The organism is Dankookia sp. GCM10030260 (genome assembly GCF_042666655.1).
In the GTDB taxonomy this organism is placed as follows: Bacteria; Pseudomonadota; Alphaproteobacteria; order Acetobacterales; family Acetobacteraceae; genus Paracraurococcus.
Genome location: NZ_JBHTDE010000001.1, coordinates 1,075,334 through 1,100,442 on the forward strand (window position 1 = coordinate 1,075,334; position 25,109 = coordinate 1,100,442).

Annotated in this window: 25 protein-coding genes; 10 read left to right on the forward strand and 15 right to left on the reverse strand. The window is 73.1% G+C overall.

The features are described 5' to 3' along the window. Nucleotides 1-67: 67 nt before the first annotated feature. Together ACFQS7_RS05140 and ACFQS7_RS05145 are read right to left on the reverse strand one after the other, a co-directional pair. Nucleotides 68-400: a hypothetical protein gene (locus ACFQS7_RS05140; RefSeq protein ID WP_380065943.1), complete on the reverse strand. Its 333-nt coding sequence runs from the start codon at nt 398-400 to the stop codon at nt 68-70. A 147-nt stretch (nt 401-547) separates the two neighbouring features. Continuing rightward, nucleotides 548-1,363, reverse strand: a complete 816-nt coding sequence (locus ACFQS7_RS05145) for a hypothetical protein (protein WP_380065944.1) — start codon at nt 1,361-1,363, stop codon at nt 548-550. A gap of 754 nt (nt 1,364-2,117) precedes the next feature. Here ACFQS7_RS05145 and ACFQS7_RS05150 point away from each other — a divergent pair. Next, nucleotides 2,118-2,933, forward strand: coding sequence for a hypothetical protein (locus ACFQS7_RS05150; protein ID WP_380065945.1), 816 nt, complete (start codon nt 2,118-2,120; stop codon nt 2,931-2,933). A gap of 4 nt (nt 2,934-2,937) precedes the next feature. Here ACFQS7_RS05150 and ACFQS7_RS05155 read toward each other — a convergent pair whose 3' ends face one another. Further along, nucleotides 2,938-3,681 carry an SGNH/GDSL hydrolase family protein gene (locus tag ACFQS7_RS05155; RefSeq protein ID WP_380065946.1) on the reverse strand — a complete coding sequence of 248 codons (744 nt, stop codon included), beginning with the start codon at nt 3,679-3,681 and terminating at the stop codon, nt 2,938-2,940. Between the two features lie 131 nt (nt 3,682-3,812). Between ACFQS7_RS05155 and ACFQS7_RS05160 the strand changes: the two genes are divergently transcribed. The 3 genes from ACFQS7_RS05160 (at nt 3,813) to ACFQS7_RS05170 (ending at nt 7,248) form a co-directional block, all read left to right on the forward strand. Continuing rightward, on the forward strand, nt 3,813-5,042 hold the full coding sequence (locus ACFQS7_RS05160) for an OpgC family protein (protein ID WP_380065947.1): 1,230 nt from the start codon (nt 3,813-3,815) through the stop codon (nt 5,040-5,042). Nucleotides 5,043-5,065: 23 nt separating this feature from the next. Further along, nucleotides 5,066-5,800: an SGNH/GDSL hydrolase family protein gene (locus ACFQS7_RS05165; RefSeq protein WP_380065948.1), complete on the forward strand. Its 735-nt coding sequence runs from the start codon at nt 5,066-5,068 to the stop codon at nt 5,798-5,800. A gap of 143 nt (nt 5,801-5,943) precedes the next feature. Further along, on the forward strand, nt 5,944-7,248 hold the full coding sequence (locus tag ACFQS7_RS05170) for a hypothetical protein (RefSeq protein ID WP_380065949.1): 1,305 nt from the start codon (nt 5,944-5,946) through the stop codon (nt 7,246-7,248). A 146-nt stretch (nt 7,249-7,394) separates the two neighbouring features. Here the strand turns inward: ACFQS7_RS05170 and ACFQS7_RS05175 are convergent, their stop codons facing one another. Both ACFQS7_RS05175 and ACFQS7_RS05180 read right to left on the reverse strand, forming a co-directional pair. After that, a complete protein-coding gene (locus tag ACFQS7_RS05175) occupies nt 7,395-8,360 on the reverse strand; it encodes a tripartite tricarboxylate transporter substrate-binding protein (protein WP_380065950.1) in 966 nt (321 codons plus the stop codon). Between the two features lie 152 nt (nt 8,361-8,512). Further along, complete coding sequence (locus ACFQS7_RS05180) at nt 8,513-9,586, reverse strand: tartrate dehydrogenase (protein ID WP_380065951.1); 1,074 nt, start codon at nt 9,584-9,586, stop codon at nt 8,513-8,515. A 46-nt stretch (nt 9,587-9,632) separates the two neighbouring features. On the opposite strand from ACFQS7_RS05180, the gene ACFQS7_RS05185 reads away from it, so the two are divergent. The 4 genes from ACFQS7_RS05185 (at nt 9,633) to ACFQS7_RS05200 (ending at nt 14,121) form a co-directional block, all read left to right on the forward strand. Beyond that, on the forward strand, nt 9,633-10,337 hold the full coding sequence (locus ACFQS7_RS05185) for a GntR family transcriptional regulator (RefSeq protein ID WP_380065952.1): 705 nt from the start codon (nt 9,633-9,635) through the stop codon (nt 10,335-10,337). Nucleotides 10,338-10,469: 132 nt separating this feature from the next. Beyond that, nucleotides 10,470-11,777 (forward strand): glycerate kinase, encoded by a 1,308-nt coding sequence (locus ACFQS7_RS05190; protein WP_380065953.1) that lies wholly within the window; start codon nt 10,470-10,472, stop codon nt 11,775-11,777. Between the two features lie 195 nt (nt 11,778-11,972). Continuing rightward, nucleotides 11,973-13,610: a pyruvate kinase gene (gene pyk, locus ACFQS7_RS05195; RefSeq protein WP_380065954.1), complete on the forward strand. Its 1,638-nt coding sequence runs from the start codon at nt 11,973-11,975 to the stop codon at nt 13,608-13,610. Nucleotides 13,611-13,722: 112 nt separating this feature from the next. Further along, nucleotides 13,723-14,121, forward strand: coding sequence for a hypothetical protein (locus ACFQS7_RS05200; RefSeq protein ID WP_380065955.1), 399 nt, complete (start codon nt 13,723-13,725; stop codon nt 14,119-14,121). 57 nt (nt 14,122-14,178) lie between these two features. Here the strand turns inward: ACFQS7_RS05200 and ACFQS7_RS05205 are convergent, their stop codons facing one another. Continuing rightward, entirely contained in the window at nt 14,179-15,645 is a 1,467-nt protein-coding gene (locus ACFQS7_RS05205) for a DUF2231 domain-containing protein (protein WP_380065956.1), read from the reverse strand. A gap of 266 nt (nt 15,646-15,911) precedes the next feature. On the opposite strand from ACFQS7_RS05205, the gene ACFQS7_RS05210 reads away from it, so the two are divergent. Next, nucleotides 15,912-17,459, forward strand: coding sequence for a hypothetical protein (locus ACFQS7_RS05210; RefSeq protein WP_380065957.1), 1,548 nt, complete (start codon nt 15,912-15,914; stop codon nt 17,457-17,459). A gap of 166 nt (nt 17,460-17,625) precedes the next feature. Here the strand turns inward: ACFQS7_RS05210 and ada are convergent, their stop codons facing one another. From ada to ACFQS7_RS05230, 4 genes are all read right to left on the reverse strand, one after another. Then, the gene (gene ada / locus ACFQS7_RS05215) at nt 17,626-18,696 is read right to left on the reverse strand and encodes a bifunctional DNA-binding transcriptional regulator/O6-methylguanine-DNA methyltransferase Ada (protein ID WP_380065958.1); all 1,071 of its coding nucleotides are present in this window, start codon (nt 18,694-18,696) and stop codon (nt 17,626-17,628) included. Between the two features lie 87 nt (nt 18,697-18,783). Next, nucleotides 18,784-18,915, reverse strand: a complete 132-nt coding sequence (locus ACFQS7_RS05220; protein WP_380065959.1) for a hypothetical protein — start codon at nt 18,913-18,915, stop codon at nt 18,784-18,786. Between the two features lie 89 nt (nt 18,916-19,004). Next, nucleotides 19,005-19,583 (reverse strand): tetratricopeptide repeat protein, encoded by a 579-nt coding sequence (locus tag ACFQS7_RS05225; RefSeq protein ID WP_380065960.1) that lies wholly within the window; start codon nt 19,581-19,583, stop codon nt 19,005-19,007. 47 nt (nt 19,584-19,630) lie between these two features. After that, nucleotides 19,631-20,620 (reverse strand): Bug family tripartite tricarboxylate transporter substrate binding protein, encoded by a 990-nt coding sequence (locus ACFQS7_RS05230; protein ID WP_380065961.1) that lies wholly within the window; start codon nt 20,618-20,620, stop codon nt 19,631-19,633. A 133-nt stretch (nt 20,621-20,753) separates the two neighbouring features. Between ACFQS7_RS05230 and ACFQS7_RS05235 the strand changes: the two genes are divergently transcribed. Then, nucleotides 20,754-21,839 (forward strand): YihY/virulence factor BrkB family protein, encoded by a 1,086-nt coding sequence (locus ACFQS7_RS05235; protein WP_380065962.1) that lies wholly within the window; start codon nt 20,754-20,756, stop codon nt 21,837-21,839. A 6-nt stretch (nt 21,840-21,845) separates the two neighbouring features. Here ACFQS7_RS05235 and ACFQS7_RS05240 read toward each other — a convergent pair whose 3' ends face one another. The 5 genes from ACFQS7_RS05240 to ACFQS7_RS05260 all read right to left on the reverse strand — a co-directional run bounded on the left by ACFQS7_RS05240 (nt 21,846) and on the right by ACFQS7_RS05260 (nt 25,012). Further along, nucleotides 21,846-22,334 carry a hypothetical protein gene (locus ACFQS7_RS05240; protein ID WP_380065963.1) on the reverse strand — a complete coding sequence of 163 codons (489 nt, stop codon included), beginning with the start codon at nt 22,332-22,334 and terminating at the stop codon, nt 21,846-21,848. 160 nt (nt 22,335-22,494) lie between these two features. Next, nucleotides 22,495-22,872, reverse strand: a complete 378-nt coding sequence (locus ACFQS7_RS05245) for a globin (protein ID WP_380065964.1) — start codon at nt 22,870-22,872, stop codon at nt 22,495-22,497. A gap of 41 nt (nt 22,873-22,913) precedes the next feature. Next, nucleotides 22,914-23,135 (reverse strand): DUF2798 domain-containing protein, encoded by a 222-nt coding sequence (locus ACFQS7_RS05250; RefSeq protein ID WP_380065965.1) that lies wholly within the window; start codon nt 23,133-23,135, stop codon nt 22,914-22,916. Nucleotides 23,136-23,229: 94 nt separating this feature from the next. Next, nucleotides 23,230-24,552 (reverse strand): glycolate oxidase subunit GlcF, encoded by a 1,323-nt coding sequence (gene glcF / locus ACFQS7_RS05255; RefSeq protein WP_380065966.1) that lies wholly within the window; start codon nt 24,550-24,552, stop codon nt 23,230-23,232. 85 nt (nt 24,553-24,637) lie between these two features. Further along, the gene (locus ACFQS7_RS05260) at nt 24,638-25,012 is read right to left on the reverse strand and encodes a nuclear transport factor 2 family protein (RefSeq protein WP_380065967.1); all 375 of its coding nucleotides are present in this window, start codon (nt 25,010-25,012) and stop codon (nt 24,638-24,640) included. Nucleotides 25,013-25,109 lie beyond the last annotated feature (97 nt).

Genomic DNA, 25,109 nt, shown 5'->3' on the forward strand with positions numbered 1-25,109 from the left:
GGGAGGCAGTGTCCTCCCTGGACCCAGCTCTCTTTCGGGGAGTCTGGCACCCGTCGCGGAAGGGGCCTCAGGCCGCTTCCAGCGCCCGCGTCGCGGCGTCCTGGGTCGCCCGCAACGCGGCCAGCGTGGCGGCGGCCTGCTTCACCGCCGCCGGCTCGCTGCTGTCGACATCGGAGACCTGCTCCTCGGCATCGGCGACGCCGGTGGCGATCATCTCGCGCAGCTGGTCCAACCTGTCACGCACCTCGGAGGGGTCGGCCTCCGGCGCCGCGGCCCATTCGGCGGCGATAATCTCCACCTCGCGGGCCATGCGGTGCGGCGCGACGCCCTTGGCGACGAGGGCCATCAGCCGGATGATCGCGGCGTCCACCGGACGGGGCCGGGCCGGCTTGCGTGCCATGGGGAAGGGGTCCTTGGCGGCGCCGAATCGCGCCGTGCCAAAGTATACCAGCTTCGCGCCTCGCGCGCCCATCGCTTCGCGGCGGGAGCCGACCCACAGGACTGGATGAGCGGGGCAGGGAGAATGCCGTCTCCCCGGCCTTGCCTGCTAAGGCTTCGGCGCTGTCGCTGGCATGCTGCCGGCGAACCCCTGCAGCGTCCAGACCAGCGGCGCCGGATCGACCCGGATATTGCCCTGGCGCGGCCGGTTCAGGTCGGCGATCAGCAGCATCCCCCCGGTCCACATCACCATCAGCAGCACGCTCAGCACCAGGTACCGTTGCGGCCCGAGGCCGAGCTGCAGGCCGATCGCCCCGACCGAGAGCAGCGAGCCGGCCAGCAGCAGCCACTGGATGTGCGCCGGCGCCCGGCTCTCATAGGCGAAGCGCTGCGCCAGGGCGGCATCGAAGGTCTCGTTGAGCGAGGCGAAGACGCTGACCATCACCGGGGTCGGGTCGCGCAGCGTCGCCGCCTGGGCCAGCGCCCAGATGCGGCCCTGCGCCGCATTGGTGGCGACGTTCAGCGCCGCCTCGGCCTCCAGGTCGGGCCCGGCGCGGGTGTAGTCGAGGCGGAGCCGGGTGTAGTCCTCCAGCTCGCGGCGGATCTCGGGGCCCTCGCCGCCGCGCACCAGCCCGGCGCGCAGCCAGGCGGTGCCGATCGCATTCGCCTCGGTCACCACCATGTCGCGGCGGGCCTCGTAGCGCGATTCGGCGATGGAAATGGTCAGGCCGAGGGTGAAGGCGAGCAGGCCCAGCATGCCGGTGGTGAGCATGCCGATGTTGCTTTCGACGGTCTCGGCGCGGACCGCGGCGCGCCAGCGGCCGATGCGGTAGCCGATCTCGTTGGCCAGCAGCAACAGGGCGAGCAGGAAGGCGCCAAGCGGCAGCAGCCCGCGATCCGCCAGGGTGTTGAAGACCTCGAGCATCCGCCGGCTTCCCCCATGCGGCCCCGATCGGCCGCCACGTCCAGGTTAGGCCAGGGTGACGCAGGCGGGAACGCCGTCCATTCGCCGGGCGGAACCAGCCGCGGCTGCCGGCCGAACCGGCCCGACCGGCGGTGCACGCTGCGCCCCGGACAGGCCGATGCGGATGCGGCGTGCGACGTCGTGCGAACAGGCCCGGCACGCGTCGCAGGCGACCCGGCCGGGGGTGCCGTCGGGCAGGAAGCGGCGGCTCGCAGGCATGCGCGGCAGCGGCGGAGGGGGGGAGGCATGCCATCAAAGCGGCCGCGATCGGGAAAGGCGCCATCGGCGCCCGGCCTGCCTTGTCGTGGGAGGCCCGACCGAGCGCCTGCGGTCGCCAGGCGCTGTCCCGGCTGCGTCGCCGGTCGGGGCGATGCGGTCGGCGGCGCTCAGCCAGGCGAGCACGTCGCACGGAAGGGCGGCGCTGCCGTCGGTGGCCATGAGCCAGCCGCGCCCCGCCCTCCGGGCAGCGCTGATCTGGTCCGGTGGCAGTTGCGTGGCCTGCCGCACGGCCTTCGGCGACCTCGACCTCGTTGCTGCAAGCGGACCATCAATTCCGTCAGCGTGGCCCCGAGGATGGACCGCGGCAGGGCGGCCACAGGCCGGCAGATGCCGCAGGCCGGGGAAAGGACTCGCTGGAAATCGCCCTGGCATAGTGTAAATTAAACGCGATCTACCGACATGCTTGAGTGACCCCGGACACGGAGGGCTGCCCGCCTTGCGCCTGCTCGCCCGCGCCATCGGCTTCGGTCTCCTGCTCCTCGCCGCCCTCGTCCCGGTCGGCGCCACCCTGCTGCTGATCGCCTTGGCCGGGCCCGAGGGGTTGCTCGCGCTGGGTCCTGCCGGCTGGGGCAGCCTCGCCGCCGGCCTGCTGCTGCCCGGCTGCGCCGTCCTCCTTGCCCAGGCCTGGCAGGTCCAGCGGGCGGAGCTGGCGGCGCTGCGCGGCGCCCTGCTGCGCCAGGGGGAGGCCGGCGACAGCCGCCAGCTCGCCCTGCAGGCGCTGCTGGCCGAATCGCGCGAGCAGACGACGCTGCTGCAGGAGCAGATCCGCCTGCTGCTGGGCCAGGCCACCACCGGGCGGCGCCAAGCCGAGACGCAGCAGGCGCTGGCGACCGAGACCCGCTTGGCCCGACTGGTGGCGGAGTGGGACCTCACCGGGCGGGAGCTGGCCGCGGTCATGGCGGCGATGTGGCGGCTGGTCTTCGGCTGGCGCACGCCGGAGGGCCCGGAGGGCCAGCCAGCGGTCGAGCTGCCGCTGCCGGCCGGGGCCGAGCTTGGCCTGGCGATCCTGCGGCTGCTGCCGGCGACGCCGGAGGAGATGGCGCGCTTCCAGGTGGACGAACGCTTCGTCCGCCAGGCGGCGCGCTACCGCGGCGTGTTCCAGGATTTCCTCGACCGGGTACCGGAGACCGGGCCGCTGAACCGGGCGCTGTTCCGCGACATGGTGCAGGGCCGGCTGGACGCCCGGCTGGCGCTGCTGCCGCGGCCGAACCACGCCGTGCTGGTGACGCCCGAGGCCCTGGCGGCCGAGTAGCGGCCTACCGCTTGGCCACCTGGGCCGCGGCCGTGCCCGCCGCGGCCAGGATGGACCGCGCCAGCGCCTCGGCGACGCAGGCATAGCCGCGGTCGTTGTGGTGCAGCCCGTCGGGCGAGATCATCTCGGCCGAGGGCGTCCCCGCCGCCTCCCAGGCCCGCATCAGCGCGGCGCGGGAGAACAGCTCGGCATAGGTGGCCTCGGCCAGGCCGTCGATCGCCGCGTCCAGCCGCTCGAAGCCCGGCGCCTGCAGGATGCGCGGCGCGCGCTGGCTGTCCATCAGCACCACGTCGGCGCCGGTGGCGTGGATCCGGGCGATGCCCTCGGCCAGGGCGGCGCGGAATTCCTCGGCCGGCATGCCCTGCAGCACCGCATTGGCGCCGGCCTGCCAGATCACCAGGACCGGATGCTCGGCCAGCACGTCGGTCTCCAGCCGGGCCAGCATCTCGTACACCTCCTGGCCGCCCTTGCCGCGGTTCAGCACCGCGACGGGCAGGTCCGGCAGGGCGGCGCGCAGCTGCGCCTCGAGCTGGGCCGGGTAGGTGGCGGCGGGGCCCGAGGAGGCGGCGCCCTCGGTCGAGGAAGAGCCGAAGGCGACGACGGTCAGCGGCGCGGCATAGGTCACCGCGGCCCGGATCGCCGGCAGGTTGATGGTCTGCGACGGGGCTTGTGGGCAGGGTTGCGCCGCGGCCAGGCCGGGGGCCAGGCAGGGCAGCAGCAGGGCGGCAAGGGTGGCGAGACGGCGCATCGCACGACCCTAACCAGGACCGGCGACCCAGCGCCAGCGGCCAGACGCGCGTGCGGCGCAATACGTGACTTGCAAACCACGCATGGCGACGCAACTTTCGCGGCGCCCATGATGCTGGGGCGGAGGGATGCATGCGAGGCCTGATCCGGGGTGGCGGGACCGCCGGCGCAGGCCAGGGCCAGCGGGGAGCTGGCTCCCGCGACCTGCGGGTCGACCTGTTCCGCGGCCTGGCGCTGTTCTCCATCTTCATTGACCACATCCCGGGCAACCGGCTCGGCGAGCTGACGCTCCGCAACATCGCCTTCTGCGACGCGACCGAGGCCTTCGTGCTGCTTGCCGGCTATGCCGCCGGTCTGGCCTATGGCGCGGCCTTCGACCGGCGCGGCTGGCTCTTCGCCGGGGCCTCGCTGCTGCGCCGGGCGGGGACGCTGTATGTGGCGCATATCTTCCTGTTCGTGGTCTTCGCGGCCCAGGTCGGTTATTCCGCCTCGATCCTCGACAGCCCGGCCTATCTGGACGAGCTGCATCTCGACCCGTTCCGGGAGCAGCCCTACCACGCGCTGCTGCAGGCGCTGCTGCTGCGCTACCAGCCGGCCTTCCTCGACATCCTGCCGCTGTACATCGCGCTGCTGGTGCTGCTGATCCCGGCGCTGCCGCTGCTGCGCCGGCCGGTGCTGCTGCTGGGGCTTTCGGCGGTGCTCTACACGGCGGCGCGGCTGCTGGACCTGAACCTGCCGAACTGGATCGATGGCGGCTGGTTCTTCAATCCCTTCGCCTGGCAGGCGCTGTTCCTGACCGGCGCCGCGCTGGGCTATGCCCCGCCGGGGCCGGACGGGCGGCGCGGCACGCCGCCGGCAGTGCCCTTCCGGCCCTGGCTGGTCGCCGCCTGCGTCCTGCTGCTGGCGCTCGGCGCCGCGGCCATGCTGGTCGCCTTCCAGGCGCCGGAATGGCTGGCCCTGGTGCCGGAGGAACTCGGCGTCCTGCTGACCACCGTGGACAAGAGCGCGCTGCACCCGCTGCGGCTGGTCTCGATCCTGGCGCTGGCCTACCTGCTTGGCCATGCGGTGCCGCGCGACGCGGCCTGGCTGCGCGGCTGGCTGGCGGCGCCCTTCCTGCTGATGGGGCAGCACGGGCTGTCGGTCTTCTGCACCGGCATCTTCCTGTCCTTCCTCGGCCGGCTGGCGCTGGAGCAATCCGACCGCGGGCCGATGCAGCTGGCGGTCAACCTCACCGGGCTGGTGGCCCTGGTGGCGGTCGGCGCGCTCGGCGCCTGGTACCGGCACCGCGACCGGGGCGAGGCACCGGCCGCCCGTACCGGGCGCTTGCCTGCCCCGGCGCCCTCTTCTACGACTGCAGCGTAATGGATACGGCACGGCTCCCCGCGATGGCGCTGCTGCTCGCCGCGCTGCTGGCCTGGCCGGCGCGGGCGGATAACCGCGCCTGCATCGCCCCGGCCGAGCTGCTGGAGGCCGGGGCGCCGCTGCCGGCCACCCTCCGCGCGGTCGACGCCAGGTCGCTCCGCATCCTGGTGATCGGCGGTGCCTCCGTCCTCGGCGCCGGGACCAGCGGGCCGGAGGCGGCCTGGCCGGCCCGGCTGCAGGCGCTGCTGACGGCCCGCCGCCCCGGCATCGCCTTCAAGGTGGTGGTGCGCGGCAAGCGTGGGATCAACACCACCGAGGCCGGGGCGCTGCTGGTCGAGGAGATGGCCAAGGCACCGGCACAGCTCGTGCTCTGGGCGACCGGGACGGTCAGCGCGGTGCGCGGCCTGGAAGTCGACGAGATGGTCGAGGCGCTGAACACCGGGCTCGACGAGCTCAAGGCCGCCGGGGCGGATGCGGTGCTGATCGAACCGCAGTTCTCCCGCTTCCTGCGGGCCAACGCCAATGTCGAGCCCTACATGGACGCCTTGCGGCTGGTGGCGGCGGCGCACCACGTGCCGCTGTTGCGGCGCTGGGACCTGATGCGCCACTGGGCGGAGACCGAGCAGGTCGATGTCGAGCGCGCGCCGAAGCCGGAGCGGGTGGCGGCGACCGACCGGCTGAACAATTGCCTGGCCCAGGCCGTGGCGGCCCTGCTGCGCGACGGGGCGGCGGAGGCGCGCGGCAGGCCGCGACCGTGAGCGGCCTGCCCGTGATCGCGGCGGCTGCAACATGCGGTAACCCGGATCACCTCCGCGAGCATCACGGGCCCATGCGTATACAAATCGGATTCGTCTGACTGAGATCCTCGCGCCGGCGGCTGTTGCCGGATGGGATGGACAGAATGCCAGACGACCCCAGCGATAGCGCCGCCTTCGGCGCACCACCCCTGCTTGCCCTGAGCCAGAGGGGCGGCCCGGCGCCGCTCACCGCCGATGGCGCGGATTGGCTGCTCGATCTCGGCCAGGTCGAGGCCGGCAGCCTGCTGCCGACCTTCCGCCTCGCCGTATTCAACCAGGCCTCGGCGCCGGCCGATTCGCTGACCGTGCGCTTCGAGGTCCAGGCCGACCCCGACCTGCGGCTGTTCGTGCCGGACGCCTATGTGGGCATCGGGCCGCAATCCGGCCGCGGCGAGCTGGATGCGGTGCTGACCGCCACCACGCCGGGGCTGCACGAGGCGCGGCTGATCCTGCATCCGGAACAGGTGGCCGCCGATGGCAGCGTGCTCGTGCTGCCCGACCGGGTGGTGACGATCCGGCAGGAGGTGGTCGGCACGCTCGATGCCGCGCCGATCGCCGCCGATTCCTTCACCACCGACCTCGCGGCGCAGCAGGTGCTGACCGCGCCGGTGACCCTGGACGGGGTGGACTTCGCCCGCATCCAGAACCTCGGCGGCTGGCGTGGGTCCGGCACGCTGGACTTCGCCCCGCGACGGGCGGACGGCGACGCCTGGCTGCTGGCGACCTTCGAGACGGTGCATGCGGACTTCACCGGCACCGGGCAGGGCAAGGCGGTGGACGTGGTCGGCGCCGGGGCCGGCAGCCTGGTGCTGGCCCGCGGCGCCACCGCGTCCTGGTCCTTCGCCAGCGACGGCAGCGCGGGGGTGGCTCAGATCACCACCCATGGACGGGCGGATCTGACGATGACGGCGGTCGGCGCCGACGCGCTGGACGACCGGATCGCCGCCACCAGCCTGCTGCCCTATGCGATCTATCCCTTCTCCGTGCCGCGCGGCGGCTCGACCTATGACGGGCATCTCTCGACCGCGGAGGTGACGCTCGGCGGCCGCGACAACACGGTGACGGCCGAGGCGATGGTCAACCTGACCGTCAGCGGCGGCGCCGGGCACAACCACGTGGTCGGCGGCGGTGGGGTGAATACCTTCGCCCTGACCGGGACGCATGACTGGCTGGAGGGCGGCCCGGGGCAGACCACCTTCGTCCAGCAGGCCGGCAGCGTCCGCGGCGACCGCATCACCGGCTTCGACGCCGGCGATGTGATCCGCTTCGAGGGCTTCGCCGCCGATGCCACGCTGCGCGACCTGGGCGGCGGGCGCTACCGCGTGGTGGACGGGGCGGGGCACCGGGAGGCCTTCACCGTCGAGGGGGTGGACCACCTGGTGGCGGGGGTGGACTACCTGTTCGCCTGAACAGGGGAAGGCCGGGGGAGACGGCATTCTCCCCCCTTGGAGGCAGGCGTCCGACCCGCATCCATGTCCGGGGCGCGGCACGTGAGAGGGAAAAGATGGGGTCTGGGAAGGAAAGCCTTCCCTTTCCCTTCCCGGCCTTCGCTTGCTCAATCCGCGTACTGCCCCGCCGCCTGGATGATCGGCCGCCAGCGCGCCACCTCCTCGGCGAGGAAGCGCGTATGGAAGGCCTCGGTGGCGCGCTCCTGGCTGGCCGGCTCGGTCACCAGGTCGGCCAGCCGGGCCAGCAGCCTTTCCTCCCGCAGCGCGGCCCGCAGCGCCTCGGACAGCCGCGCGCGGATCTCGGCCGGCGTCGCCTTCGGGGCGTAGAGCCCATGCCAGGTGCTCATGGCCAGGCTCGGCTGCCCCGCCTCGGCCGCGGTCGGCAAATCGAGCCCGGCGACGCGTTGCGGCAGGGTGACCGCATAGCCCTTGATGCGGCTCTCCCGGAGGAAGGTCGCGGTATTGGTCGCCTGGTCGCAGAACAGGTCGATCCGCCCGGCCATCAGCTCGGTGATCGCCGGCGCGCTGCCGCGGAACACGACGGAGGTCAGCGCGGTGCCGGCGGCATGCTGCAGCAGCATCCCGCAGAGCTGGTTGGCGGCGCCGAGGCCGGAATGGGCGAGGGTGAGCGTGTCGCCCTGCCGCTTGATCGCCGCCATGACGCCGGCGAGGTCGGCGGCCGGGAAATCCGGCCGCGCCACCACGGTCATCGCGGCATCGGAGGCCAGGCCGAGCGGCGCGAAGCTTCCCTGCACGTCGTAGGGCAGCTTGCGGTACAGCGTCGCCGCGCTGGCATGGCCGATATGGTGGAACATCAGCGTCGTGCCGTCGGGCCGCGCATTGGCGACGCGGGCGGCGGCGATGGTGCCGCCGGCGCCGGTCACGTTCTCGACCACCACCGCCTGGCCGAGGTTGCGGCCCATCCCCTCGGCGACCAGCCGGGCGATGACGTCGGTCGGGCCGCCGGCGCTGAAGGGCACGGTGATGGTCACCGGCCGGTCCGGCACCCAGGCGGCCCGGGCGATGGCAGGGAAGGCGAGTGGCGCGGCGAGCAGGCTGCGGCGGGAGAGCATGGGGCGTTTCCTTCCGGGTAAAAGAAAGCAAGGCTGGGGGAGAAGGTATTCTTCCCCAAACCCCCTCATCTATTTCTGGGAGTCGGGACCCGACTCGGAAAAAGGAAGGGAGGGGTCCGGGGAGGGAATACTTTTCCCTCCCCGGCCTTGCTTCAGTCGTTGGCGCCGCGGATGGCGGCGATGACCGCCTCCGTCACCTGCTCTGTATTCGCGGTGCCGCCGACATCCGCGGTCATGACGCCGTCGGCGCAGACGCGTTCCATCGCCGCCATCAGCCGGGCCGCGGCCGGGACCTCGCCGATGTGCTCCAGCATCATCGCCGCGGTCCAGAAGGTGGCGACCGGGTTGGCCACGCCCTTCCCCGCGATGTCGAAGGCCGAGCCGTGGATCGGCTCGAACATCGACGGGAAGCGCCGCGAAGGGTCGAGGTTGGCGGTCGGTGCCACGCCGAGCGAGCCGGCGAGCGCGCCTGCCAGATCCGACAGGATGTCGGCATGCAGGTTGGTGGCGACCACGGTGTCGATGCTGGCCGGCTTCTGCACCATCCGCGCCGCCATGGCGTCGACCAGCTCCTTCTCCCAGGTCACGCCCGGGTAGTCGCGGGCGACCTCGGCGGCGACCTCGTCCCAGAAGACCATGCCGTGCTTCTGCGCGTTGGACTTGGTGACGACCGTCAGCTTCCGGCGCGGCCGCTTGGCGGCGATCTCGAAGGCGGTCTTCATGATCCGGGTGACGCCGGCGCGGGTGAAGATCGCGGTCTCCGTGGCGACCTCCTCCGGGTGGCCGCGATGGGCGCGGCCGCCATGGCCGGCATACTCGCCCTCGGAGTTCTCCCGCACGATCACCCAGTCGATATCGCCGGGCTGCACGGCGCGCAGCGGGCTGGTCAGGCCGGGCAGCACCCGGGTCGGGCGGATATTGGCATACTGGTCGAAGCCCTGGCAGATCCGCAGCCGCAGGCCCCACAGGGTGATGTCGTCCGGCACATGCTGGTCGCCGACCGCGCCGAAGAAGATGGCATCGAACCCCTTCAGGGTCTCGAGCCCGTCCTCGGCCATCATCTTGCCCGTCTCCCGGTAGTAGTCGGTGCCCCAGGGGAAATCGGTGACGTCCAGCCGGAAGTCGCCGCTCCGCTCGGCCAGCGCCTCCAGCACCCGCAGCCCGGCGGGGATGACCTCCTTGCCGATGCCGTCGGCGGGGATGGCGGCGATCCTGTGGGTGCGCATCGGAACTCCTTCAATCGGTTGCGTGGCTGGTGGTATGGGAATGGCCATGGAACAGCCGGAATCGCCGCGGGTCCGCCCCGTCCCGCCCGCCGCCCCGGCCCGCGAAAGCCTGGCCCAGGCCGCCTATGCGGCGCTGAAGGCCAGCATCCTGGAGGGCCTGCTGCCGCCGGGGCACGAGGCGGTGGAACAGGCGATCGCCGACCAGCTCGGCATGAGCCGCACCCCGGTGCACGAGGCCGCCTTGCGGCTGCAGCACGAGGGTTTCCTGCAGGTCCTGCCGCGCCGCGGGCTGCGGGTACTGCCGATCGACCCAGTCGACCTGCGGGAGACCTACGACATCCTGATCGCGCTGGAAGGCGCCGCGGCGGCGCTGCTGGCGGGGCGCGGCGCGGCCGGCGCCGAGGCCCTGGCGACCATGCAGGAGGCGACCGAAGCGATGGCCAGGGCGCTCGCCGCCGGTGACCGCAAGGCCTGGGCCGCGGCCGACGACCGCTTCCACCGCACCCTGCTGCGGGCCAGCGGCAATGCCCGCCTCGCCCGGCTGGCGCAGACCGCGGCCGACCAGGCGCAGCGAGCCCGCAGCGCCACGGCGGCGCGGCGCGAGGACCCGGCCGCCTCGGTCGCCGAGCATGCGGCGATCCTCGCGGCGCTCAAGGCCGGGGCGCCGGAGCCGGCTCGCGCCGCGGTGGCGGCGCATCGGTCCCGGGCAAGCGAGGACATCCTGCGGGTGCTGGGCGGAGTGCCGCGCTGAACTCGTCATAGCCGCCCTCCCTACCACCTTGCGTGCCTTGTTCCATACCACAAGAAACTTTACAATCGTTTCCTGTCGCCCCTGGCGCCGGGGGCGGCGGGACGGGACAAGACCCTCGACAGGGAGAAGGCCATGCACCGGTCAACCGATCGCTGGGACGACGCCACCGCCCGCGCCGCCTTGCTGCGGCTGTTCGAGGCCGGGGTGCGCGCCGCCGACCCGCTGGCGGTCCTCGCCCCGCATCTGCCGGAGCCGCCGAAGGCCGGCCGCGTCGTGGTGGTCGGCGTCGGCAAGGCGGCGGCGAAGATGGCGCTCGCAGTCGAGCAGGCCTGGCCGGCGGTGGCGCTGACCGGCCTCGTCGTCACCACCCATGGGGCGGACCTGCCCCGCCCGCCGCCCGGCCGCCGCATCCCGGTACGCTTCTCCAGCCATCCGGTGCCGGATGCGCATGGCGCCGCCGCGGCGGCCGGGATCCTCGCCGTGGTGCAGGGGCTGAGGCCGGCCGACCTGGTGCTGTTCCTGGTCTCCGGCGGCGGGTCGTCGCTGTCGACCCTGCCGGCGCCGGGCCTGACGCTCGACGACCTGATCGCGGTGAACCGCGAGCTGCTGCGCTGCGGCGCGCCGATCGACCACATGAACTGCATCCGCAAGCACCTGTCGGCTTTTTCGGGCGGGCGGCTGGCGGCGGCGGCGCATCCGGCCCGGGTGGTGACCCTTGCGATCTCCGACGTCCCCGGCGACGACCCGGCGGTCATCGCCTCCGGCCCCACCGTCGCCGATCCCACGACCTTCGCCGAAGCGCGCGCCCTGGTCGCGCATTACCGGATGCAGCTGCCGGAGGCGGCGACGCGGCATCTGGCGGCGGCGGCCGAGGAAACGCCCAAGCCCGGCGATCCGCGCCTGGCCGGGACCGAGTTGCGGATGATCGCCACGCCCATGGCCTCGCTGCGGGCCATGGCGGCGGAGGCGACGGCGCTCGGCCTTGTCCCGTTGATCCTCGGCGATGCGCTGGAAGGCGAGGCGCGCGAACTCGGCCGGGCGCTGGGCGGCATCGCCCTCTCGGCCGCGACGCATGGCGTGCCGGTCGGGCGCGGCGCCGTGCTGCTCTCGGGCGGCGAGACCACGGTGACCATCGACGGCCCGGCCGGGGAGGGCGGGCGGGGGACCGAATGCCTGCTGGGGATGGCGCTCGCGCTGGGCGGCGCGCCGAGGGTCTGGGCGCTGTGCTGCGACACCGACGGCATCGACGGCAAGTCGGACGCCGCCGGCGCCATCGCTGCGCCCGACACCCTGGTCCGGGCACGCGCCCTGGGCATCGACCCGCGTGCGGCCCTGGCCGGCCACGACAGCACCGGGCTGTTCCGGCGGCTGGGCGATCTGGTGGTGACCGGGCCGACGCTGACCAACGTGAACGATGTGCGGGCGATGCTGATCGGTTGAGCCGGCCTGCGCGCAGACCCGGAGCGCCGCACATCTTCTCGCGAGGCCTTAAGATTGGACCGGCCCTTGCCCTCCTGTATCGGGATAGGACCCCATCGAACGCCCGGATCGCACCAAACTTGTTCCTTAATATTAACTTAATAAGGTTTTAATTAAGGCTAGGCGGCAAAGCTTAATATCCATAGGCTGCGTCGCATGAGAGACGCCATCCTCGACGACCTGCTCACCCGCCGCGGCACCGGGGCGAAGATCGCCACTGCCCTCGGCATCACCCCCGCCGCCGTGTCGCAATGGCAGCGCATTCCGGCCGACCGCGTCAGCGAGCTGGCCCGGCTGCTCGACATGCCGGTGCACCAGCTCCGCCCCGACCTCTACCCGCCGCCGGAAGGGAAGCTCCGCATGGCCCCGCGCATCCCGCTGCGCCGCCGCCGCCGTACCAAGATCGTGGCGACGCTTGGCCCCGCCTCCGCCAGCGCCGAGGTGATCGAGCGGCTGTTCCGCGCCGGCGCCGATGTCTTCCGCCTGAACTTCAGCCATGGGTCGCATGCCGACCATGCCGAGCGCATCGCCACCATCCGCGCGCTGGAGGAGAAGACCGGCCGCCCCATCGGCATCCTGGCCGACGTCCAGGGCCCGAAGCTGCGGGTCGGCCGCTTCCAGGGCGGCCGGGTGCAGCTGCAGACCGGCCAGCCCTTCCGGCTCGACCTCAACCCGACGCCGGGCAATGTCAGCCGCGTCCAGCTGCCGCATGTCGAGATCATCCAGGCGGCGCAGATCGGCACCTCCCTGCTGCTCGACGACGGCAAGCTTCGGCTGCGGGTCACCCGCGTCCGCGGCGACCACCTGGAGACCGAGGTGGTGGTCGGCGGCGCGCTGTCCGACCGCAAGGGCGTCAACGTCCCCGACGTCGCCCTGCCGATCCCGGCGCTGACCGCCAAGGACCGCGAGGACCTGGACTTCGTCCTGCCGCTGGGCATCGACTATATCGGCCTGTCCTTCGTGCAGCGCCCCGAGGACGTGGCCGAGGCCAAGCTGATCGCCGCCGGCCGGGCGCTGATCATGGCCAAGATGGAGAAGCCGCAGGCGGTCGAGAACCTCGACGCCATCATGGCGCTGGCCGACTGCGTCATGGTCGCCCGCGGCGACCTCGGCGTCGAATGCCCGCCGGAAGAGGTGCCGCTGATCCAGAAGCGCATCGTCCGCGCCGCCCGCGCGGCGGGCAAGCCGGTGGTGGTGGCGACCCAGATGCTGGAGAGCATGATCTCCTCGCCCTCGCCGACCCGCGCCGAGGCCTCCGACGTCGCCACCGCGGTGTTCGACGGGGCGGACGCGGTGATGCTCTCGGCCGAGACCGCCGCCGGGCAATTCCCGTACGAGGCCGTCAACATGATGGACCGCATCGTGGCGCGGGTGGAGCAGGACCCCGACTGGCGCCGGCAGACCGACACCGCGCGGCCCGAGCCGGAACCCAACAGCGCCGGCGCCATCGCCGCCGCGGCGCGGCAGGTGGCGCACACCATCCAGGCCCAGGCGATCGCCACCTTCACCTCGACCGGCAGCACCACCCTGCGGGTTGCGCGGGAACGGCCGGACTGCCCGATCCTCGGCCTGACCGCCAGCATGGAGAGCGCGCGGCGCCTGGCCGTGGTCTGGGGCGTCCACCCGCTGCTGACCCAGGAACCCCACACCATGGGCGACATGGTGGCCAAGGCGCTGCGGGCGGCGCAGCAGGAGGCCTTCGCCACCCCGGGCCAGGAGGTGGTGGTCACTGCCGGCGTCCCCTTCGGCACCCCGGGCACCACCAACGCGCTGCGGGTTGCCACGGTGAAATAGCTCGGATGCGGCATTACGCGATGGAAAGATTGGGCGCCTCGCGCGTTGCCGCTTGCGGTCGGGTGGTGGTCCTTTGGGCTGCCAGACCTGCCACCAGACAGGAACCAGCGACATGACCAAGACCCGAATGGCCGGCGCAACCGCGATGGCGGCAAGCCTCGTCCTCCTTGCCGCTTGCCAGACCCCGCCGCGGACGACCTCGGCCGCGTCGCCACCGGGCGGCAGCGCCGCCGCGCCGGTCGTCCCCGGGACCGCCCGCATCATGGGCGGGTCGAGCAATGCCGACATCCAGCGCGTGCAGCAGGGCAGCGGCGCCCAGGCGCCGATCGTCCCCGGCACCGGCCGGATCATGGGCGGCATCAGCAATGCCGAGGTCCAGCGCACCATGCCCGGCCCCGGCGTGCAGGCGCCGATCAAGCCCGGCACGGGCCAGATCATGGGCGGCATCAGCAATGCCGAGGTGCAGCGGTCCGGTGGCGGCGCCCCGCCGCCCGGCGGCCGCGCACCCTGACTGCGGCGGCCCCGGGGTCACGCCCCGGGGCCACTTCCCCCGGGCCCGCCGTCCGGGTCAGGCGCCTTCCAGCAGCCGGATCTTGAGCAGGCGGAAGGCATGCCGGGCGCGGGAGGTGCGGGACTGCTCCAACAGCGCCTCCAGCGCATGGCCGATCTCGCGCAGCCGCGTCTCTCCCAGCCGCTGCGCCTCGAGGAACATCGACCGTTCCTCGGAACCGGCATGGTGGTCGACCGCCGCCTGCAGGGCGCGCAAGTGCTCCTCGAAGGCCGGGCTCGCGGTGTTGAGCTTCAGGGTCATGGCCAGCAGGTCGGCCAGCAGGCGATGCTCGGCATGGGCGACCGCGACATCCTCGCTGACCGGCTGGACCGCAGGGTAGAACAGGCTGTCCTCGATATATTCGTGGATCTCCAGCTCCTCGGCCAGTGTCCGCATCAGGTCGCGCCGCTCCGGGTCCTCGCGCGGCATGGCGAGGATCTGCGCGAACATCCGCCGCAGCAGGGTGTGGTGCTCGATCAGCACTTCCTCTGCCCTGCGGCCGAGCGGCCCGCCTTGCGGACCCGCCGCGCGGGCGGCGCGTGCCGCGGTCACCACCGCGTCGCCCGGCGCCTGCTCCCGCCGCAGCTCGACCATGCCGTCCTGGATGCGCACCGCATAGCGTGGCTGCGGCGTGGTGGCGGGGCCGTCGGTCGGTCGGCCGGTTTCCAGGCAATAGCGCGAGCCGTGCCAGGGGCAGACCAGCCGCCCCTCCAGCACCCAGCCCTGGTCGAGCGGCCCGCCGGCATGCGAGCACCGGGCACCCATCGCATGCACCCGGCCGCCATGCAGGACCAGGGCGATGCCGATCGCCTGCCGCGTGTCTGCATCCGTGACCTCGACGCGGCGCGGCCGGTCCTCCGCCAATTCGGCCAGCGGCAGCACCGCCTGCCATTCGCGCGGCTCCGGGCTGCGGTCGGCATGGTCCACCCCGATCCGCCGCCGATAGACGAGATGCCCGCCGAGATAGCCGCCCGCCGCCATGCAGCCGAAGGCCAGCGCCGAGGCGAGCCGCCCCGCCCCGCGCCGGCCGCGGCCGCGCAGCACCAGCGAGACCAGGTTGAGGCCGAGCGCGGTGCCGTTCGCCAGCCCATGCACCATACCGAGCCGGCGGTCGCGGCCATCGGTATGTTGCCAGTCGGCGATCCCGGTCGCCGCGGCGCCGACCGCGCCCAGCGCGCCGGCGCGCAGCGCGGTATCCGCCACCTCGGCGGCCCGGCGGTCCCGCACCAGGCCGAGCACGGCCAGCAGGTCGAGCCCGAACGCCAGGGTCCAGCTGCCGATCGGCAGCGTCACCAGCATCGGGTGGACCGGGTGGCCATAGCCGGTGCCGTGCAGCGCATTGCCCAGCCGCTTCGCCGGCCGGCCGGCGATCTGGGCGGGCCGCGCCAGGGCATAGCCGATCGCATGGCCCGGCGGGTCGAGCGCCTCCGCCGCCTCGATCCGCCCGATCAGGGCCTCCGCCCCGCGCCGCCGGCTGCGCGCCATCGCTTGCCTCCCGCCCGGCGCATCGCAGGGTGCGAGCCGCCATGCCGACCTAAAGCGGTGGTGGTCGCACGGTTCGCCGCGCGCGCCGCCGGTGAACGCATGGGCGCGGCCGAGTGCGGGGAAACAGGATCGTGACCGGTTCGATGGACCGCCAGGGCCCGCCGGCGATTGACCCCGGCAGCCTGAGAAGGCGCCATGCCACGGCCTCTCGGGGGGCTTGGGGGAGATACCGTATGCTTGGGTCGTCACGCCGGCCGGGTCCGGCCATGTTTGTGCTGTGTTCGACCTTCCTGGTGCCGCTTGCCGGCTGTGGCCTGACGGTCGAGCGTACCGCCCGGGTGGACAGCCTGCAGCGCGACCTCGCCACCGCCCAGGCGGAGGGCGGCACGCTGCGCCAGCGCAATGCCGAACTGGAAGCCACCCTGGCGCAGGAACGCGTCGCCGCCGGTGACCTCTCGGCGATCGAGGCCAAGCTGGCCCAGGCCCGCGCCTCGCTCGCCGTCGCCCAGCGCGGCCGCTCGACCGCCGAGGCCGAGGTGCGGCGGCAGCGGGCCCAGCTCGAAGCCGAGGAACAGCGCCTGGGCGGCCTGCAATCCGAGGCCGGGCAGCTGGAGCAGGCCCGCACCGAGCGCAGCGGCAGCCTGGCCGAAACCGAGCGCCGGCTGGGCTTGCTGCAGGAACAGGCGGGGTCGGAGGACCGCAAGCTCGGAGGCCTGCGCGATGCGACCGGCGCCACCGAGCGCCGGCTGGCCGAGTTGCGCGACCAGGTCGCCGGCCAGGACGGCCGGCTGGTGGCGCTGACCGAACGCATCGCCGCCGAGGACCGCCGGCTGGTCGCGCTGCGCGGCGAGGCGATGGCGACTGAGCAGCGGCTGGCCGGGCTGCGCCAGCAGGCGGCGGCGGAGGACCGCACCCTCGCCGGCCAGCGCGACCGGGTGGCGCAGGAGGAGGCCCGGCTGCAGGCGCTGCGCAGCACCATCACCGAGGCCGAGCGCACCGTCGCCGAGCGCCGCACCGCCGGCACCGAGGCGGAGCGGCGGCTGGCCGCGCTGCGCGAGCAGACCGCCACGGCGGAACGCGGCCTGGCCGAGGCCAATACCCGGCTGACCCGCACCACCCAGGCGGCCGAGGCGGCCGACCAGCAGGTGAAGGGCCTGGAAGCCCGCTCCACCGAGTTGGGCCGCGGCGGCGCCGAGGCGGAGCGGCGGCTGGCCGGCCTGCGGGAAAGCATGACCGCCGCCGAGGCGACGCTGACCGAACGCCGCAACGCAGTCGGCCAGGCCGAGGCGGAACTGGCCCGTCTCGGCACCGCGCGCGACCAGGCGCAGGCCACCCTGCGCGGGCTGGAACAGCGCAGCGCCGCGCTGCGGGACGAGATCGGCACCGCCGAGAAGCGGCTGGCCGAGCTGCGCGACGGCACCGCGGCCGAGGAACGCCGGCTGCAGACGGCGCGCAACGAGGCCGCCGCCGCCGACCAGGCCCTGGCGCAGCGGCGCAATGCGCTGGCCGAGCTCGACACCCGCGCCCGGACCCTGGAAGGCGAGGCGCGCCAGGCCAGCACCGCGTCCGAGGCATCGCGGCAGGAGCAGGCGGCGCTGCGCCGCGACCTGGAAGCGCTGCGCGGCGAGGTCAGCGGGCTGGAGCAGCGGCGCGCGGCGCTGAACGGCGAGATCGCCTCGGCGCAGGCACGGCTCGATGCGCAGCGGCGTGACCTGGCCGACATCACCGCGCGGCTGGCGCGGGAGCGGGCGGAAGGCGGCCCGGCGATCCCGACCGCGGCGCCGGAGGGTGGCGGGCCGGGCGGCAACCGCTGACGCGGGTGCGACTGCGTCATGCCGGCGGTCTGTGAAGACCGACCGCCGGCATGATCATCGCCCGTCGTCGGTCGCCAGGTCCAAACTTCCGGGGTGGCCAGCATCGCGCCAGCGGGCGCGGACGCCGTTCGGCGCCTCGGGCCCGCAGTGAACCAGCTTGCTGTGTTCAGGCCTTTCCTGCGCGCTCCTTCGCCAATAGCGCCCGCTTGCGCGGCACGCCCCAGCGGTAGCCGGTCAGATCGCCATCCTTGCCGACCACCCGGTGGCAGGGCACCGCCAGCGAGACATGGTTCTGCGCGCAGGCCCGGGCCACGGCGCGGACCGCCCTGGGCGCGCCGATCGCCTCGGCCATCTGGCCGTAGCTGCGGGTCTCGCCGAAGGGGATGGCCACCAGCGCCTCCCAGACCCGGCGCTGGAAGGCGGTGCCGCGCAGGTCGAGCGGCAGGGCGAGCGCCGCTTTCGGCTCCTGCAGAAATTCCACCACCTGGCGCACCGTCGCGGCCAGGGCCTCAGGCGCCGGCTCCACGTGCGCCTGAGGAAAGCGGTGGCGGAGGTCGCCCTCGAGCGCGGCAAAATCCTCGGCGAAGCCGATGAAGCAGACGCCGCTCGCGGTCGCGCCGACCATCAGGGGGCCGAGCGCGCTCATCGCGGTCGCGGTGCGGATCGTCTCGCCCGCGCCGCCGCGGCGGGCGGCGCCGGGGGTCATGCCAAGGACGCGGCCGGGTGCCTCGTAGACCCGGCTCTCGGAGCCATAGCCGGCGCTGGCCACGGCTTCGGCAACACGGTCGCCGGCCTGGAGCGCGGCCTGCAGCCGGCGGGCACGGACCGAGGCAGCATAGGAATGCGGGGTCACGCCGGTGATCTCCCGGAACAGCCGGAGGAAATGGTGCCGGGCATAGCCGGCCCGGTCGGCGAGCGTCGCCAGCGACGGGATGCCCTCGCTCGCCTCGATCAGGTCGCAGGCGGCGCGGATGGCGGCGGCGTGGATCGCCGCGCGGTCGCCCTTGGGGTCGCAGCGCTTGCATGCGCGGAAGCCGGCCGCCTCGGCGGCGGGGACATCGGCGTAGAAGCGGACGTTGCGCCGCAGCGGCGGGCGGGAAGGACAGCCGGAGCGGCAAAACACGCCCTGGGTCGTCACCGCATAGAGAAAGCCGCCGCAGGCGGGGGAGGGATCGCGCGCCAGCAAGGCATCCCAGCGGGCGGCATCCGGATCAGGGAAGGGGGCCATGTGCGTCATGGCGGCACTCTGGCGCGTGGCCGCAGGCCGGGCCATCCGTCGATTGCCCCGGCGCGCGCAGGCCGGACCGGCCTGCGCGCGCCGCGGCTACTTCGAAACCTTCACCGCCGCGGCGGCGGCGACCAGGCCGAACATCCAGGGCAGCATGTTGATCAACTCGTTCACGGGATCGGTCCTTGATCGGCCGGGCTGCATGAGCCCGCCTTCGTTCCGCCTCATCTGCGGCCACTCGACATTACAGACCAACCATCTTTCTGGATTACTGCCATGCAGCAAGCGAATGACGGCCGTGTCATGCGGGCCGCCGTTCAGGTGGTGTCGCCCTCGGCCTTGCGCCGCTGTTCCTTCAGCCGGTCGGCGCCACCCGGCATGCGCGGGTTGATCGCCAGCGCCGCCTCCAGGCTGCGTAGCGCGCCCATCGCGTTGCCGGCCTCCTCCTGCAGCGCGGCCAGGCTCATCAGCGCCGCCCAATGGCGTGGCTCCAGCCGCAGCGCCTCCTGCAGGTCGCGCGCCGCGGCGGCGCTGTCGCCGGCCCGGGCATAGGCCTGGGCGCGCAGGTACCATGCATCCGGGAAATCGGGCTGCAGGGTGATGGCGGCATCGAAATCCTCCAGCGCCTCGGCCGGCAGCCGTGCCTCCACGTTGCGGGCGCCGCGGCGCAGCAGCAGCGTGGTGGACGGCGTCGCGCCCTGCGCCCAGAGCGTGCGGATGCGCGCTTCGACCAGCGCGGCGCCGGCCTCGTCGGGGGCGGTGCGCAGCGCCTCGAAGGCGCGGTCGAGCTCGGCCTTGCGGACCTCCGCGGCGCGGGTGGCCGGGCTCTGCGGCGGCGCGGATTGCGCCGCGGCAGGGATCGGCAGCAGGAGCATCAGGGCGAGGAGCCGGCGCATCCCAGGAAGGTCGGGCGCCCCGGCGCCGCTGGCAAGCCCCGGCCGGATCAGCGGCCGAGGGTGAGCCCCGCGTCCTTCACGATGGCGCGGAACTTGGCGAGCTCGGCGGTGAGGAAGGCGCGGGTTTCGGCCGGCGTGCCGGGATTGGCCGGATCCACCCCGGCCTGGGCCAGGCGCTGCGCGGTGCTGGGCTCGGTGAGCGCCGCGCCCACCGCCTGCGACAGGGTGGCGGCGATCTCAGGCGGCAGGCCGCGCGGCCCGCACAGGATGTTCCAGGTGGTGATCTCGAAGCCCGGCAGCCCGACCTCGTCCAGCGTCGGGATCTCCGGGAAGAGCGGATGCCGCTTGAGCGAGGAGACCGCCAGGCCGCGCGACAGCCCGTCCCGCAAATGGGCGGCAACCGAGGCCAAAACTTCCAGGGAGTAGTCCACCTCGCTCTTGGCCAGTGCCTCCATCACCGCGGAGCCGCCGCGATAGGGCACGTGCTCGGCCTTGAGGCCCCCGGCCCGCATCTTCAGGTATTCGCCGGTCAGGTGGCCGATGCCGCCGGCCCCGCTGGTCGCCCAGGTATGGCGACCGGGCGCCGCCTTGACCGCCGCCAGCAGGTCCTGCGCCGTCTTGAAGGGAGACGCCGCCGGGACGACGAGCACGATCGGCCCGCCACCCACCAGGGCGACCTGGGTGAAATCCTCCACCGGATCGTAGGGCGTGGTCTGCGGCAGCGCCGCCGGGTTGGTGCCGAGCGCCGAGGCCGAGGCCAGCAGCAGCGTGTAGCCATCCGCCGGCCGGTGCCGCACCCATTCCGCCCCGACCGAGCCGCCGGCGCCGGCGCGGTTCTCGACAATCAGCCGGGCCTGGGGCCCGAGCTTCGGTGCCATCCGCTCCGCCATGATCCGTGCCGCGATATCGGTGGATCCGCCGGCCAGGAAGGGCACCACGACGGAAATCGGCCGCTCCGGCCAGGCTTGCGCCCGGGCCCGGCCGACCAGCGGCGCCGCGAGGGTAGCGGAAAGCAGCAGGCGGCGCGGCATGGTCATGCGGAGGATCCCCGGACGGCGTCGCCGGCGACATGGCGCGAAAGCCACACGGGCGCAAATCGCCGCCGCACGCGGCACCTGGGCGAGGCTGCCGCGTTTGCGCGCCGTTCCCCCTGGCGTTCCGGAGACACCGATGCCGATCGAACGCAGCCCGTATCCCCTCCTTGCCACGCTTGCTGCGGCCGGCGGGCTGGTCCTCTTGCTGACCGGGCGCGGCGGCGGCCCGGCTTCGGCCCGCACTGCGGCGCGGCCCGCCGCCCGGCCCGACCCGCGCCCCGGCTCCGACCGACAGGGCCGCGGCGCCGCCAGCCCCCTGGAAATCCCGGCCCGTGGCTGGTGGGCCATCGCCAAGCGCACCGCGTCCGAGGTCGCCGACGACCGGGTGATGACCGAGGCGGCTGGCATCACCTTCTACGCCCTGCTTGCGCTGTTCCCCGCGCTCGGCGCGCTGATCTCGATCTATGGACTGTTCGCCAACCCGGCGACGATCAACGACCAGTTGGCGGCGCTGTCCGGCGTCATCCCCGGCGGCGGCATGGAGATCATCACCGACCAAGTGAAGCGGATCACCGCCAAGGGCACCGGCACGCTCGGCTTCGGCGCGGTGATCGGCCTCGCCACCTCGCTCTGGTCGGCCAACCAGGCGATGAAGGCGATGGTCGATTCGCTGAACATCGTCTACGGCGAGCAAGAGAAGCGCGGCTTCTTCCTGCGCCTGGCCGTCACGCTGGCCTTCACCCTGGCCGGTATCCTGTTCATCATCCTGGCCATGGTGGGTGTGGTAGCGATCCCGGTCGTGCTGAATTTCGTTGGGCTCGGTGACACGCTGGAGACCGTGCTGCGCCTGGCGCGCTGGCCGGTGCTGCTGCTGGCGATCGGCGGCTTCCTCGCCTGCATCTACCGTTACGGGCCGAGCCGGACGCGTGCCCAGTGGCGCTGGGTGAGCTGGGGCAGCGCCGTCGCGGCGATTGCCTGGGTCGGCTTCTCGCTCGGCTTCTCCTGGTATGTCACCAATTTCGGCAACTACAACGAGACCTACGGCTCGCTGGGTGCGGCGATCGGCTTCATGACCTGGATCTGGCTGTCCGCCACCGTAGTGCTGGTGGGGGCGGAGCTTGATGCGGAGATGGAGCACCAGACGGCGCGCGACACCACGGCCGGGCCGGAAAAGCCACTTGGCACCCGCGGCGCGCGGATGGCGGACAGCGTGGCGGGGTAGCCGGGCTCAGTTCCCCCGGCCGGCGCGGAGCGCCCGGGTGCTGACCAGCTCGGCCTCGGTCACGCCGACCACCTGGTCGCAGCCATCGGTGCGGCGCGGGGCGGCTTGGCAGATCGGCCGCGCTTCCCGCAGGCAGAGCCGGGCGGCGGCGAGGTAGCCGTCTTCGGCCGTCAGGACCAGTTGCACGTCCTGCGGGTTGCCCTGGCGGCCACGGGCATCCTGGGCGGCGCGGTAGGCGGCGCTGTCCGCATCGGCGATCGCCACCTCGCAGGCGGCGCGGCCGGCCGGGGTCGCGGCGGCGCGCAGCACGCGCTGGCCGGCTTCCGCCGTGCTGCGGGCGAGCGAGGCGCCGAGCGCGTCCGGGGCGCGATTCGCCTCGATGGCCGGCGCCGCGATGCTGGTGGTGGACCACAGCCGGGCAGGCGATAGCCTCGACGGCAGGCTGCCATGCGTCACGACCAGCATGCCGGCGATGCCGCAGCTGGCACCGAGCATGAAGGCACGCAACGGGTGGTTCCATAGCCGGGGCACCGCGGGCTCCATCCACAATACAATAATAAAATACCAATAATTCAACCTATGCGCAATATCGCGACATCTCAAATTGTGCTTCGTGCGACGAAATAAGGTGTGCTGTAACCGCCTCCGCCAAGCTTCAGGTGTCACTGCCGAGGATACGCAGCCGTGCCTTCCAGGCCTGGGCCATGGTCGGGGTCCAGTCCGTGCCCAGCACCGACCGCACCACGTCGCGCAGCAGGCCCAGGAAGCCGTCGAAGAGCGCCGGCGGCACCCCGATATTGACGTGGTTCATCCGTTCGATCCCGACCAGCCCGACCAGGCGGTCGCCGCCGTCGAGCAGCGCCTCGAAGGCGATGGCCAGCATCTGGCCGCGGACATGGCCGCCCGGATCCATCAGGAACAGCGCCTCGGCCTCCGGATGCAGGGCGAACAGCCGGCCGTAGATCGCCGTGGCAGGGTCGGCGCAGCGGGCGGCGAACAGCGCGAGGCTCTTGGCCACCGGATCCTGGTCCATGCCTGCCTCCCGCCCTGCTGCGGCAGGCTATCGTGCCCGGGTCAGGCCGTCAGCAGCGCGACGATCCGCCGCGCCAGGGGCAGGGCGAAGATGCCGGCCGGGAAGGCGAAGGCCCAGGCGACCATCCAGTTCCTCAGCCAGAGCCCGACGAAGCCGGCAATGAAGCCGACGCTGTTGAGCGTGAGCAGCAGCGAGACGCAGCAGGCGACGAAGAAGGTCATCACCAGCGGCACCAGGATGGGCGTGTAGCGGACGGGAATCATGCTGCCCCGCGATCGCCGGAGGGCCGCGGGGCCCGGAGGCGTGAGTCGCCAGGGCCGGCGCCCACCCTGCGATCGCCGGAGGGTGGCCGCAGGCTCATGCCGCCTTCTCCCGACGCGCCGCGCCGACCGCGGCCGGCTCCGGTCCGCCGGCCATCCAGTCCAGCAACTCGACCGTATGCACCACCGGCAGCGCGTCGCCGCCCAGCTGGGTCAGGCAGCCGATGTTGCCGGCGGCGATCAGGTCGGCGCCGGTGCGGTTCAGGTTGTGCAGCTTGCGCGCCTTGAGCTTCCCGGCGATCTCCGGCTGCAGCAGGTTGTAGGTGCCGGCGCTGCCGCAGCAGAGATGCGGCTCCGCCGGGTCCTTCACCGCGAAGCCGGCCCTGACCAGCAGCTGCTTCGGCAATGCGGTGATCTTCTGGCCGTGCTGCAGGCTGCAGGCGGAATGGTAGGCGACCGTCAGGCCGGGCTTCTCCCGCATCGGCGCATAGGCGAATTTCTGCAGCGCCTCGGTCACGTCCATCGCCAGCCCCGCCACCTCGGCTGCGGCCTCGGCCTCGGGTTCCTCGCGGAACATGAAGCCGTAATCCTTCACCGTCGTGCCGCAGCCCGAGGTATTGATGACGATGCCGTCGAGACCCTCGCCGGCGATCTCCCGCCTCCAGGCGGCGATGTTGGCGCGGGCGAGGCGCATCGCCGGGTCGTGGTCGCCCATGTGGTGGTTCAGCGCGCCGCAGCAGCCCTGTTCCCGGGTGATCACCACCTCGATGCCCATGCGGGTCAGCAGGCGGATCGTCGCCTCGTTGATCGACGGTGCGAGGACCTGCTGGGCGCAGCCGGTCAGCAGCGCGACCCGGCCGCGGCGTGCACCTTGCGCCTTGTGCACCTGCGGCGCCTGCATCGGGCTGGCGGGCGGCAGCGCGCCCGGCGCCAGCGTCAGCATGGCCCGCAGCCGCTGGCTCAGCACATGCCCGCCCGGGATCAGCCCGGCCAGCGGGCGGCCGAGCCTGGCGCCGGCGACCGCCGCGCGAAACCGTGCCGGATAGGGCAGCACGGCTGACAGCACCCGGCGCAGCGCCTTTTCGTGCCAGGGGCGGTCGTAGGTCTCCTCGATGTATTTCCGCGCGTGGTCGACCAGGTGCATGTAGTTCACGCCGGACGGGCAGGTGGTCATGCAGGACAGGCAGGACAGGCACCGGTCGACGTGCTTGACCACCTCGGCGGTCGCCGGCCGGCCGCTCTCCAGCATGTCCTTGATCAGGTAGATCCGGCCGCGCGGGCTATCCAGCTCGTCGCCCAGCAGCACGAAGGTCGGGCAGGTCGCGGTGCAGAAGCCGCAATGCACGCAGGTCCGGAGGATCGTGTTGCTGTCCCGGGTGTCGGGGTCGGCCAGTTGCTCGGGCGCGAAATTCGTCTGCATATGGCTGCATATAGGGGCTCGCGCGGAAGGGCGAAACCTCGGCGGCGCGGCGTCGGGGAGCGCGCGCGGCCGGCCGAGGGCCGGATCAGCCGGGTGTGCCGGCGACCTCGTCCCAGGCCTGCACCGTCAGGTGCCGGGTGATGCGGCCCTCGACCACGTCCAGGGTCATGGCCGAGAGGACGTTGCAGCCATCCGGGTAGGTGCAATGCTCGACGAAGGCGATGCGGTCGGCCCCGACCACCGCCTCGGCCACCGCATGGGTCATCGGCCGGGCGCAGACATCCTGCCAGAAGCCGGCGATGGCCGGCCGGCCCAGCAGCCGCAGCGGCGCGCTGGGGGGCCGGTTGCGGTCGACGATGGTCATCTCCGCATCCTCGGCATAGAGCGCGGCGAGCGTCGCAGCGTCGCCGTGCTCGAGCGCATGGCGCAGGGTGGCGAAGTCGAAGCCGGCGGTCGCCATGGGGGTCCTCCTCGGGAGGCGGGCGATCGTCGCGGCCCGCCATCGAGGAACGCCGCTGGGCCCGCCTTGTCGCAGCCCCCCGGCCAGCCCCAAATGA

Coding starts and splice junctions, on each gene's coding strand:
- ACFQS7_RS05260 (WP_380065967.1), bottom strand. CDS start 25,012: ATGGCGACCGCCGGCTTCGACTTCGCCACCCTGCGCCATGCGCTCGAG.
- ada (WP_380065958.1), bottom strand. CDS start 18,696: ATGACGCACATGGCCCCCTTCCCTGATCCGGATGCCGCCCGCTGGGAT.
- ACFQS7_RS05180 (WP_380065951.1), bottom strand. CDS start 9,586: ATGCGCACCCACAGGATCGCCGCCATCCCCGCCGACGGCATCGGCAAG.
- ACFQS7_RS05250 (WP_380065965.1), bottom strand. CDS start 23,135: ATGATTCCCGTCCGCTACACGCCCATCCTGGTGCCGCTGGTGATGACC.
- ACFQS7_RS05140 (WP_380065943.1), bottom strand. CDS start 400: ATGGCACGCAAGCCGGCCCGGCCCCGTCCGGTGGACGCCGCGATCATC.
- pyk (WP_380065954.1), top strand. CDS start 11,973: ATGAGAGACGCCATCCTCGACGACCTGCTCACCCGCCGCGGCACCGGG.
- ACFQS7_RS05170 (WP_380065949.1), top strand. CDS start 5,944: ATGCCAGACGACCCCAGCGATAGCGCCGCCTTCGGCGCACCACCCCTG.
- ACFQS7_RS05190 (WP_380065953.1), top strand. CDS start 10,470: ATGCACCGGTCAACCGATCGCTGGGACGACGCCACCGCCCGCGCCGCC.
- ACFQS7_RS05175 (WP_380065950.1), bottom strand. CDS start 8,360: ATGCTCTCCCGCCGCAGCCTGCTCGCCGCGCCACTCGCCTTCCCTGCC.
- ACFQS7_RS05145 (WP_380065944.1), bottom strand. CDS start 1,363: ATGCTCGAGGTCTTCAACACCCTGGCGGATCGCGGGCTGCTGCCGCTT.
- ACFQS7_RS05230 (WP_380065961.1), bottom strand. CDS start 20,620: ATGACCATGCCGCGCCGCCTGCTGCTTTCCGCTACCCTCGCGGCGCCG.
- ACFQS7_RS05200 (WP_380065955.1), top strand. CDS start 13,723: ATGACCAAGACCCGAATGGCCGGCGCAACCGCGATGGCGGCAAGCCTC.
- ACFQS7_RS05220 (WP_380065959.1), bottom strand. CDS start 18,915: ATGAGGCGGAACGAAGGCGGGCTCATGCAGCCCGGCCGATCAAGGACC.
- ACFQS7_RS05240 (WP_380065963.1), bottom strand. CDS start 22,334: ATGCTCGGTGCCAGCTGCGGCATCGCCGGCATGCTGGTCGTGACGCAT.
- ACFQS7_RS05185 (WP_380065952.1), top strand. CDS start 9,633: ATGGAACAGCCGGAATCGCCGCGGGTCCGCCCCGTCCCGCCCGCCGCC.
- ACFQS7_RS05235 (WP_380065962.1), top strand. CDS start 20,754: ATGCCGATCGAACGCAGCCCGTATCCCCTCCTTGCCACGCTTGCTGCG.
- ACFQS7_RS05155 (WP_380065946.1), bottom strand. CDS start 3,681: ATGCGCCGTCTCGCCACCCTTGCCGCCCTGCTGCTGCCCTGCCTGGCC.
- ACFQS7_RS05205 (WP_380065956.1), bottom strand. CDS start 15,645: ATGGCGCGCAGCCGGCGGCGCGGGGCGGAGGCCCTGATCGGGCGGATC.
- ACFQS7_RS05225 (WP_380065960.1), bottom strand. CDS start 19,583: ATGCGCCGGCTCCTCGCCCTGATGCTCCTGCTGCCGATCCCTGCCGCG.
- ACFQS7_RS05210 (WP_380065957.1), top strand. CDS start 15,912: ATGTTTGTGCTGTGTTCGACCTTCCTGGTGCCGCTTGCCGGCTGTGGC.
- ACFQS7_RS05160 (WP_380065947.1), top strand. CDS start 3,813: ATGCGAGGCCTGATCCGGGGTGGCGGGACCGCCGGCGCAGGCCAGGGC.
- glcF (WP_380065966.1), bottom strand. CDS start 24,552: ATGCAGACGAATTTCGCGCCCGAGCAACTGGCCGACCCCGACACCCGG.
- ACFQS7_RS05165 (WP_380065948.1), top strand. CDS start 5,066: ATGGCGCTGCTGCTCGCCGCGCTGCTGGCCTGGCCGGCGCGGGCGGAT.
- ACFQS7_RS05245 (WP_380065964.1), bottom strand. CDS start 22,872: ATGGACCAGGATCCGGTGGCCAAGAGCCTCGCGCTGTTCGCCGCCCGC.